Annotated in this window: 10 protein-coding genes; 8 read left to right on the forward strand and 2 right to left on the reverse strand. The window is 66.2% G+C overall.

Annotated elements, in window-relative coordinates:
• The 3 genes from VGH54_RS10790 to holA all read left to right on the forward strand — a co-directional run.
• Window positions 1–580 (forward strand): ComEA family DNA-binding protein (locus tag VGH54_RS10790; RefSeq protein ID WP_331511969.1); only part of this gene is annotated, 580 nt, incomplete at its 5' end.
• Between the two features lie 5 nt (window positions 581–585).
• Window positions 586–2,145: a ComEC/Rec2 family competence protein gene (locus tag VGH54_RS10795; RefSeq protein WP_331511970.1), complete on the forward strand. Its 1,560-nt coding sequence runs from the start codon at window positions 586–588 to the stop codon at window positions 2,143–2,145.
• A 12-nt stretch (window positions 2,146–2,157) separates the two neighbouring features.
• Window positions 2,158–3,120: a DNA polymerase III subunit delta gene (gene holA, locus VGH54_RS10800; protein ID WP_331511971.1), complete on the forward strand. Its 963-nt coding sequence runs from the start codon at window positions 2,158–2,160 to the stop codon at window positions 3,118–3,120.
• Here holA and rpsT read toward each other — a convergent pair.
• A complete protein-coding gene (rpsT, locus tag VGH54_RS10805) occupies window positions 3,117–3,383 on the reverse strand; it encodes a 30S ribosomal protein S20 (RefSeq protein WP_331511972.1) in 267 nt (88 codons plus the stop codon). The two genes, holA and rpsT, sit on opposite strands and share 4 nt — an antisense overlap.
• Window positions 3,384–3,561: 178 nt before the next feature.
• On the opposite strand from rpsT, the gene VGH54_RS10810 reads away from it, so the two are divergent.
• The 5 genes from VGH54_RS10810 to VGH54_RS10830 all read left to right on the forward strand — a co-directional run bounded on the left by VGH54_RS10810 (window position 3,562) and on the right by VGH54_RS10830 (window position 8,294).
• Window positions 3,562–5,244 (forward strand): circularly permuted type 2 ATP-grasp protein, encoded by a 1,683-nt coding sequence (locus tag VGH54_RS10810; RefSeq protein ID WP_414688688.1) that lies wholly within the window; start codon window positions 3,562–3,564, stop codon window positions 5,242–5,244.
• Window positions 5,245–5,251: 7 nt separating this feature from the next.
• Complete coding sequence (locus VGH54_RS10815; protein ID WP_331511974.1) at window positions 5,252–6,232, forward strand: alpha-E domain-containing protein; 981 nt, start codon at window positions 5,252–5,254, stop codon at window positions 6,230–6,232.
• Window positions 6,232–7,071, forward strand: coding sequence for a transglutaminase family protein (locus VGH54_RS10820; protein WP_331511975.1), 840 nt, complete (start codon window positions 6,232–6,234; stop codon window positions 7,069–7,071). The genes VGH54_RS10815 and VGH54_RS10820 overlap by 1 nt, the downstream gene beginning before the upstream one ends.
• A gap of 22 nt (window positions 7,072–7,093) precedes the next feature.
• The gene (locus VGH54_RS10825; RefSeq protein WP_331511977.1) at window positions 7,094–7,771 is read left to right on the forward strand and encodes a hypothetical protein; all 678 of its coding nucleotides are present in this window, start codon (window positions 7,094–7,096) and stop codon (window positions 7,769–7,771) included.
• A 94-nt stretch (window positions 7,772–7,865) separates the two neighbouring features.
• Entirely contained in the window at window positions 7,866–8,294 is a 429-nt protein-coding gene (locus VGH54_RS10830; protein WP_331511978.1) for a CBS domain-containing protein, read from the forward strand.
• 1 nt (window position 8,295) lies between these two features.
• Here VGH54_RS10830 and VGH54_RS10835 read toward each other — a convergent pair whose 3' ends face one another.
• Window positions 8,296–8,874, reverse strand: a complete 579-nt coding sequence (locus tag VGH54_RS10835) for a type II toxin-antitoxin system PemK/MazF family toxin (protein WP_331511979.1) — start codon at window positions 8,872–8,874, stop codon at window positions 8,296–8,298.
• Between the last annotated feature and the right edge of the window lie 528 nt (window positions 8,875–9,402).

Raw genomic sequence — 9,402 nt, forward strand, 5'->3', positions numbered from 1 at the left:
CGAGCAGCCCGCACCGGTGACGTCGGCCAAGCTCCCGCCGGTTGACATGGCGGCCACGCCGAGCCGCACCTCGAGTCCTGGGCCCTCAACGCGGCCCGAGCAGCCGGTGGTGGTCAGTGTGGTGGGGCTGGTGCACACGCCTGGTCTCGTCACGCTGCCGCCCGGCGCGCGAATCGCCGACGCGCTGAAGGCCGCCGGCGGCAGCACTGACGGCGCGGACACCATGGGTCTCAACATGGCTCGGCAAGTTGATGACGGCGAGCAGATCGTGGTGGGTATGGCGCCGGTCAAAGGACAGCCGGCGGTGCTGGGTAGTTCGGTGAGTCCCGGTTCGGCGGGCCCTGGCACGCCCAGCTCCACGCCCCGACCGGCCAAGGGCGCCCCGGCCGCGCTGATCAACCTCAACACGGCGACCGTCGAGCAATTGGACACCCTGCCCGGCGTAGGGCCGGTGCGGGCGGCCGCCATCGTGGCCTGGCGGAACGCCCACGGAAAGTTCACCAGCGTCGACCAGTTGGGGGAGGTCGACGGCATCGGTCCCGGGCGGCTGGAAAAGCTGCGCCCGCTGGTCGGTGTCTGAGGCAGGTGGCGCAATCATCCAGCGCCGACCCAACGACGGCGCGGCTGGATGCGCGTCTGGTGCCGGCCGCAGTGACCAGTTGGGTGGTGACAGCCGCGGGAATCGTGTGGCCGATCGGGAACATCGTCGGGACGCTGTGTGCGGCAGGCAGTGTGTCCGGCGCACTGCTGTGGCGTGCTGGCGCCCACCGGTCGCGGATGCGGACGTTCGGCATCGGCGTGGCCGCCGCGGGCGTCGTCGGTGCGGGTTTCGGGTTCGCGATCGCATTGCGCGCCAACGCAGTCGCCCACCACCCGATTGTGGCGACCTTTGGCACCAGCGCGGAGGTGGCCGTCACGCCCACCGAAAGCGCCGTACCGGTCGGCCACGGACGCCTGCTGTTCCGCGCCGTGCTGCGTCAACTGGGGAGCAGCCAGACTTATGGCCGCGCAGTCGTTTTCGCACCCGCGCGGGACTTCGGCGCCGTGATGGTCGGCCAGCCGATGCGGTTTCGCGCCAGAATGAGCCCGCCCACCCGTCACGATCTGACGGTGGCCGTGATCACTGCGATCGGTACGCCGACCACCGGCCGCGCCGGGCCGCTACATCGGGCTGCGTACGCGGTCCGCGCGGGGTTCGCGGATACGGCTCGTCGCGTGCTGCCCGCCGACCAGGCGGCGATGCTGCCGGCGCTAGTCCTCGGTGACATGTCCACCGTCACCCCGGTGACCGGGCAAGAATTCCGCACCGCCGGTCTGACGCACCTCACCGCGGTCTCCGGGGCGAACGTCACGATCGTCTGTGGAGCGGTGCTGTTTTCGTCGCGGCTGCTCGGCCCGCGGGCCGCGGTGACGTTGGCCGGCATTGCTTTGGTGCTGTTCGTCATCGTGGTGCAGCCCACCGCCAGCGTGTTGCGGGCGGCGGTGATGGGCGCGATCGCTTTGGTGGGTGTGCTGTCGTCGCGGCGACGGCAAGCAATTCCGGCGTTGGCCGGCACCGTGCTGGTGTTGATGGTGGTCGCGCCGCAGCTGGCGGTCGACGTGGGCCTGGCTTTGTCAGTGGTGGCGACGGCCGCGCTGGTGGTCATCGCACCGGTCTGGTCGCGCCGTCTGGTCGCAGCGGGCTGGCCCAAACCGCTGGCCGACGCCGGCTGCGTGGCGTGTGCCGCGCAGTTGGTGACGGCGCCGCTGATCGCCGGCATCTCGGGCCGGGTGAGCCTGGTGTCGGCGGCAGCCAATCTCGCGGTCGCGGCGCTGATCGCGCCGATCACCGTGCTCGGCACCGCCGCGGCCGGGCTGTGCCTGTTCTGGCCGTCCGGGGCGCAACTGCTGATCCGGTTCACCGGCCCCGAACTGTGGTGGTTGTTGCGGATCGCGCATTGGGCCGCGAATGTCCCCGCGGCGAGCGTGCCGGTACCGGACGGGATCGCTGGTGTGCTGGCCGTCGGCGCCGCAGGACTGCTGACCGTGCTGCTCTGGCGGTGGCGGTGGTTCCGGGCCGGTTTGGCGCTGGCAGCCTGCGCGCTGCTCGCCTGGTCGTTGTCGGGTCTGCTGACGGGGGCCGGCGGCTCTGTCGGCCGGACATGACACGATCAACTGGTGAGCCAGCACGATTCGGCATTGCATCTCGTACTGGGGGATGAGGAGCTGCTGGTTGAGCGCGCCGTCGCGGACGTGCTGCGCGCGGCGCGCCAGCGCGCCGGCACCGACGACGTCCCGGTGAATCGGGTGCGGGCCGGCGACGTCGGTGTCTACGAGCTGGCCGAATTACTGAGCCCGTCGCTGTTCGCCGACGAGCGCGTCGTCGTATTGGAAGCCGCCGGAGAAGCCGGCAAAGAAGGCGCCGAATTGATCGCGAAAGCCGCGGCGGATGTCCCCGAAGGCACCGAGCTGGTGGTCGTCCATTCAGGTGGCGGGCGAGCCAAGGCGCTGGCGAATCAGATCCGCGCGCTGGGCGCGCAGGTGCATCCATGCGCGCGGATCACCAAGGCGGGCGAACGCCTGGACTTCGTCCGCAAGGAATTTCGCGGGCTGAAGGTCAAGGTCGACGACGACGCACTGGCAGCGCTGCTCGATGCGGTCGGTTCCGACGTGCGCGAACTCGCTTCGGCCTGTTCACAATTGGTGGCCGACACCGGCGGGCACGTCGACGTCGCAGCGGTGCGGCGCTACCACAGCGGCAGGGCTGAGGTGAAAGGTTTCGATATCGCCGACAAGGCCGTGGTGGGCGATGTCGAGGGAGCCGTCGAAGCGCTGCGCTGGGCGATGCTGCGCGGCGAGCCGCATGTGGTGCTGGCTGACGCGCTGGCCGAGGCCATCCACAGCATCGGGCGGGTCGGGTCGCTCTCCGGCGACCCCTACCGGCTGGCCGCCGAATTGGGAATGCCGCCGTGGCGGGTGCAGAAGGCGCAGAAGCAGGCGCGACGATGGTCGCGCGACTCGGTGGCTACCGCGATGCGGCTGGTGGCCGCGTTGAACGCCGATGTGAAAGGCGCAGCCGCCGACGCGGACTATGCGCTGGAAGCAGCGGTGAGAAAGGTTGCCGAGCTCGTCGCGGACTAGCTACCGAGCTTGTGCAGGGCGTGCGCCAACGCCGATTTCTTGTTGGCCGCCTGGTTCTTGTGGATCACACCTTTGCTGGCTGCCTTGTCCAGCTGGCGGCTGGTGGAAACCAGCAGTTCGGCGGCCTTGTCCTGCTCGCCCGCCTCGGCGGCCTCGCGGAATGCGCGGACAGCCGTGCGAAGCGACGACTTCACCGACTTGTTGCGCAGTCGGTTGCGCTCGTTGGTGCGGTTGCGCTTCTGCTGCGACTTGATGTTGGCCACGCGTAATTCCTTCGTAAATCTCAGCGGCTTGTGGTGTCACGGTTTGCCGTACAGCGATCTCACGCTTAAGCGGCGACTGCCTAGGGTATCAGTCCCCGATGCATTCACCCAAAGCGAAGACCATGGGCCTGCGGAGCAGGCGGAATTGATGCAGCATGGCACAGTGGCCCTTCGAACTTTGCCTGGAGAAAACAAACGGCAACAGCGCAGTAAGCCGCAATCGCGCTATGAACAGATCTTTGACGGCTATAACGCCGCGGGTGGTTGCTATGCGGAAGCGTTCGACGAGATGTTCGACGCGCACGGAAACGTTCGCGGACCCTATAAGGGCATCTATCGGGAGCTGGCGCCATCGGATTCCGCCGACCTTGACGACCGCGCCGAGGCCCTGAGCCGGGCCTTCGTCGACCAGGGCATCACGTTCTCGCTGTCCGGTCAGGAGCGGCCGTTTCCGCTGGACCAGGTCCCGCGAGTCATCTCGGCCGCCGAGTGGACGCGGCTGGAACGTGGCATCACCCAGCGCGTCAAGGCCCTCGAGGCATACCTCGACGACATCTACGGCGACCAGGAGATCCTGCGTGACGGCGTCATTCCGCGCCGGCTGATCACCTCCTGCGAGCATTTCCACCGCCAGGCCGTCGGCATCATGCCGCCCAACGGCGTGCGCATCCACGTCGCGGGCATCGACATGATCCGCGACGAGAAGGGCACCTGGCGGGTCCTCGAGGACAACCTGCGATCACCGTCCGGGGTCTCGTACGTGATGGAGAACCGGCGCACGATGGCTCGGGTCTTCCCGAACCTGTTCGCCAGCCACCGGGTCCGCGCGGTCGACGACTATGCAGCGCACCTGCTGCGGGCGCTGCGTAACTCCGCGGCCACCAACGAGGCTGACCCGACGGTGGTGGTGCTGACGCCGGGCGTCTACAACTCGGCGTATTTCGAGCATTCGCTGCTGGCCCGCCAGATGGGTGTCGAGCTGGTCGAAGGCCGCGACCTGTTCTGCCGGGACAACCAGGTCTACATGCGCACCACCGAAGGAGAGGTCCAGGTCGACGTCATCTACCGGCGCATCGACGACATCTACTTGGACCCGATGCAATTCCGTCCCGATTCGGTGCTGGGCGTGGCCGGCCTGCTCAACGCGGCCCGCGCAGGCAACGTGGTGATCTCCAGCGCCATCGGCAACGGGGTCGGCGACGACAAACTCGTCTACACCTACGTGCCGACCATCATCGAGTACTACCTCGGCGAGAAGCCGCTGATCGCCAACGTCGATACCTTCCGGTGTTGGATGGACGATGAGCGCGAAGAGGTGCTCGACCGGGTCGACGAGCTGGTGATCAAGCCCGTTGAGGGCTCGGGTGGCTACGGCATCGTGTTCGGTCCGGAAGCGTCCAACAAAGAGCTGAACGCGATCAGCAAAAGCATCCGCGATGACCCGCGCGGCTGGATCGCGCAGCCGATGATGCAGTTGTCGACCGTCCCGACGCAGATCGGCGACACACTGACGCCCCGCTACGTCGACCTGCGGCCGTTCGCGGTCAACGACGGTGACGACGTGTGGGTGTTGCCCGGTGGCCTGACCCGGGTGGCGTTGGTCGAAGGGTCGCGAGTGGTCAACTCCAGCCAGGGCGGCGGGTCGAAGGACACCTGGGTACTGGCGTCGCGCACGTCGGGGGCCGACCGTGAGCTCGGTGCCGCCGAGGTTGTCAAGAAGCTGCCAAAAGCGGTCACGACCAACGGCGATTCGGACGGTCAAAAGCAGTCGCAGAAGCAATTCCAGCAGCAGCGGCAGCCGAAGTCGCAACCGGTTCTGGAGCCACAGCCGGGTCAGCAACAGCAACAAAGCAGGCGGTGATTCGCTGATGCTCGCCCGCAATGCCGAAGCGCTGTACTGGATCGGTCGCTACGTCGAGCGCGCTGACGACACGGCGCGCATCCTCGACGTCACGGTGCACCAGCTGCTGGAGGATTCCAGCGTCGACCCCGACCATATTTCGCGAGTACTGTTGCAGGTCTTGGGAATCGAGGCTCCCGATAGTGAGCTGGACGTGTGGTCGTTGACCGACCTGGTGGCATTTACCCACAACCCTCCGGGCGACGGTTCCTCGATCGTCGACGCCATCTCGGCCGCGAGGGAGAACGCGAGGTCGGCCCGTGAGGTGACGTCCACTGAGACTTGGGAGTGCCTCAACACCACCTTCAACGCACTGGGCGAACGTGAGCGTGCCGCCAAACGTCTTGGCCCGCATGAGTTCCTGTCATTCATCGAGGGTCGCGCGGCGATGTTCGCGGGTCTTGCCGACTCGACGCTGTCGCGTGATGACGGTTACCGCTTCATGGTGCTCGGCCGCGCGATCGAGCGAGTGGACATGACTGTGCGCATGTTGCTGTCGCGAGTGGGCGACAGCGCGGTGTCCCCGGCATGGGTGACGGTGCTTCGCTCCGCGGGCGCACACGACACCTATCTGCGTACCTATCGCGGTGTGCTGGACGCCAATCGGGTCGTCGAGTTCATCCTGCTGGACCGCCTCTTCCCGCGGTCGGTTTTCTACTCTCTGAAGTTGGCCGAGCACAGCCTCGACGAACTCCTGCACAGCCGGGGCAGTCGCATCGGCGCCGTTTCGGAGGCTCAGCGTTTGTTGGGACGGGCCCGCAGCGAGCTTGAATTCGTGCAGCCGGGCGTTCTGCTTGAGTCGCTGGAGATGCGACTTGCCGGCTTGCAGAAATCCTGTTCCGACGTAGGAGAAGCGTTGTCGGCGCAGTACTTTCACGCTGTACCATGGGTTGCCTGGTCTGATGCCGGCCATCGCGATCCGCTGCCGGCCAAGCAGGGGAAGAGCTGATGTGGCGTCAACGTGTTCTGCATGCCACCGGCTATGCCTACCCGTCGCCGGCGACGGCCTCGTACAACGAAGCCCGGCTCACGCCGAGATCGGACTCGCGACAGAACGTCGTGCTCAACCGGGTCGAGACCGTTCCTGCGACAAGGTCGTACCGGTACGTCGACTACTGGGGCACCGCGGTGACGGCGTTCGACTTGCACGCACCGCACACCGAGTTGACCGTGACGTCGGCGTCAGTGGTCGAGACAGAACAGCCCGATCCGGTGACCGAGCAGCTGTCCTGGTCTGATTTGGCGCAAGAGGCGGTGATCGATCGGTACGACGAGTTGCTGCGTCCGACCGATTACACGCCGGCGAGCAAACGCATTGCGGCCGTGGGCAAGCGGATCGCCAAGGAACACGAGCCCGCGGACGGCGTCATCGCGGCAGCCGCCTGGGTACGCAGCGAATTGGATTACGTCAAAGGCAGCACCGGAGTCCACACGTCAGGTTCAGATGCTTTGCGTGAAGGAAAAGGCGTCTGTCAGGACTTCGTTCATCTATCGCTGATGGTGTTGCGCGGCATGGGAATTCCTGCGCGGTATGTGTCTGGCTATCACCACCCTGACGCTGACGCAGTGATCGGGGAGACCGTCGATGGCCAGAGCCACGCCTGGATTCAAGCCTGGACCGGAAGCTGGTGGGACCACGACCCCACCAGCGACAGCGAGATCAACGAGCAGTACGTCACTGTCGGCGTCGGGCGGGACTACGCCGACGTCTCGCCGCTGAAGGGCATCTACCACGGGCAAGGCGCCACCGACCTCGACGTCGTCGTCGAAATTACCCGATTGGCATAGCGTTCCGCCTTATCGTTTCGGCATGGCTGATTCGCGGCCACCCGATGGGCCGTCGCTGGTGCTGCTCGCCGCGGTCTGCATTGCGCTGCTCTTCGGCGGCTTGGCGATCGGCGTCGCGCTCGGCGGGCTGATGCCGCTGCCATACGGGCCGATGGGTCCGGTCCAGCACTACGTGCAAACCCGATCGTTGGCGGTGCGCATCATCGCGGTGGCGGTGTTCGGCTCGTCGGTGCTGCTGGCGGTCTACGCCGCGACCGCCAGCGCCCGGCTGCGCCGGCTCGGTGACGTCGGCGCGGGTCCGACCATCGCGTTGACCGGCGGGATCCTGGCGGCAGGCAGCTTGGGCCTGACGGGGTTGCTGGGTTGGACGTTGTCGCGACCGGAGATCACCGGGGACACCCCGTTGGTCCGGGCGCTGTACTTGCTGACCTTCCTCGTCGGTGGCGTTGCGCACGTGGTGGCGCTGGGTGTTCTCATCGCGGGCATTGCGACTTCCGGCTTGGCCCTCGGACTGCTGCCGCGAGTAGTGGCGCGGATCGGGATAGCGATCGCGGTGCTCTGCGAGTTGACGGTGCTCGTGTTGGCCTGGCAGCCGCTGGGACCGGGCTTGCCGGTGGCACGGGTTACGGCGTTGGCGTGGCTGCTATTGGCGGCCGCACGACTGCCGACACGCCGCAGCGACTCGACCACGGCTACCTGACCTGGTTGTTCAGCTGATTTTTGTCAGCTTCTATCACGCTGACAGTTTGCGCCGTAACCTGGTGTGAACCTGATCACACGCGGCTGGAGGCTCGATGCGGATTGCAGATGTGTTGCGCGGCAAAGGCGGCGCGGTGGTGACGATCAACCCCGACGCGACGGTCACGGAGTTGCTCGCCGGGCTGGCCGAACACAACATCGGCGCCATGGTGGTGGTCGGGCCCGACGGCGTGAAGGGCATCGTCTCCGAGCGTGACGTGGTGCGCCAACTGCACGCCCACGGAGCGTCGACGCTCTCGCTACCGGTTGAGAAGATCATGACAGCGGTGGTCTCGACCTGTACGAAATCGGACACGGTCGACAGCCTCACGTTGCTGATGACCGAGCACCGGGTCCGGCACGTGCCGGTGCTCGAGGACGGCAAGCTGATCGGCATCGTCAGCATCGGCGACGTCGTCAAGACGCGGATGGAAGAGCTGGAAAGCGAGCACGAGCAGCTGCAGTCCTACATCACCCAGGGCTAACTCAGCTCCAGGAGTAGTCGCGGCGTAGCCGCGCGGCCACCACGTCGAAGGTGGTGCGATCCAGAATCGCGCCCTCGCGGCGGATGCTCTCTTCGGGGACCTCGAGCACCCGATCCAGCCGCACCCAACTAGGCCTGCCGTCGTAATCCCAGCTGCCGCTACCGATTTCGACCCAGCCGCGGTCGGCGGCATGCTTTTCCTGACTGGACATCAGCAAGCCGAGCAGTGTGGCGTGGTCGCGGCCGACCACCAGCACCGGGCGGTCCTTGCCGCGGGCCGGGTCTTCCTCGTACGTCACCCACGTCCACACCACCTCGCCAGGATCGGCGCGACCGTCCAGGTTGGGTGAATAGACCAGCTTGCGGGCTCGATGCGCGGTGGGTGCGCTGGTGCGGGTCACCGGACGACCAGTGGTGATCTCGGCCGGCGCTTCGGCCGTGGCGCCAATGATCGCGTCGATGCCGATCTTGATGCCCCGTTGAAGGGTGGGTGACTTCTGCAGCTGCCGGATTAATCTCGGTGCTTCGCCGAACACAAGATTTTCCGCCAGGCGCTGGAATGTCTTCCACTGTGACGCCATCTTGGCAGCATAGGACGGAACCGCCCCGCGACGGCGGTCATGAGCGCCCAGCAGTACCAGCAGCCTCTCAGTCCGCTGGCGGAGACTCTGGCGCCAACCAATCCCGTGGGGACTTGTCGAGCCTGTTCTGACCTGAGGCGCTGACTTAATCCGCTTCGAGATCAGAATGGCGACGAGGCGGATTCAGGCAGTCAACAACGCAGCCAAGTTGCCTGGTGAGCGGCTTACCCAATGCACGAAGGCTTCACGAAAGTAGATGCGCCACTTAACTTTTCTAAGCCGGAGAGTTCCCATACACATACCTGCTTGTTACGGTCTTCTCAGGTTCGCAGCAGCAACGGGTTGCTGGGGGGACTTCCGACGGTTACGCCTGGGTCGTCGGCGGAAAATCATTGAAAGGTATGACCTTGAACATGCGCAAAATTGCTGTGGTCGGCGGCTTCGCGGTCGGAGCAGCACTGACATTCGCGCCGCTTGCGGCCGCGACTCCAACCGACCCGCTCATCAGCGTTGTCGGCAGTGAAGAGT

It is taken from the genome of Mycobacterium sp. (genome assembly GCF_036488105.1).
GTDB lineage: Bacteria > Actinomycetota > Actinomycetes > Mycobacteriales > Mycobacteriaceae > Mycobacterium.

What these genes read in the sequence shown, in the direction of transcription:
- VGH54_RS10825 (WP_331511977.1), top strand. Translation starts at nt 7,094, where the DNA reads ATGGCTGATTCGCGGCCACCCGATGGGCCGTCGCTGGTGCTGCTCGCC.
- VGH54_RS10815 (WP_331511974.1), top strand. Translation starts at nt 5,252, where the DNA reads ATGCTCGCCCGCAATGCCGAAGCGCTGTACTGGATCGGTCGCTACGTC.
- VGH54_RS10835 (WP_331511979.1), bottom strand. Translation starts at nt 8,874, where the DNA reads ATGGCGTCACAGTGGAAGACATTCCAGCGCCTGGCGGAAAATCTTGTG.
- VGH54_RS10820 (WP_331511975.1), top strand. Translation starts at nt 6,232, where the DNA reads ATGTGGCGTCAACGTGTTCTGCATGCCACCGGCTATGCCTACCCGTCG.
- VGH54_RS10830 (WP_331511978.1), top strand. Translation starts at nt 7,866, where the DNA reads ATGCGGATTGCAGATGTGTTGCGCGGCAAAGGCGGCGCGGTGGTGACG.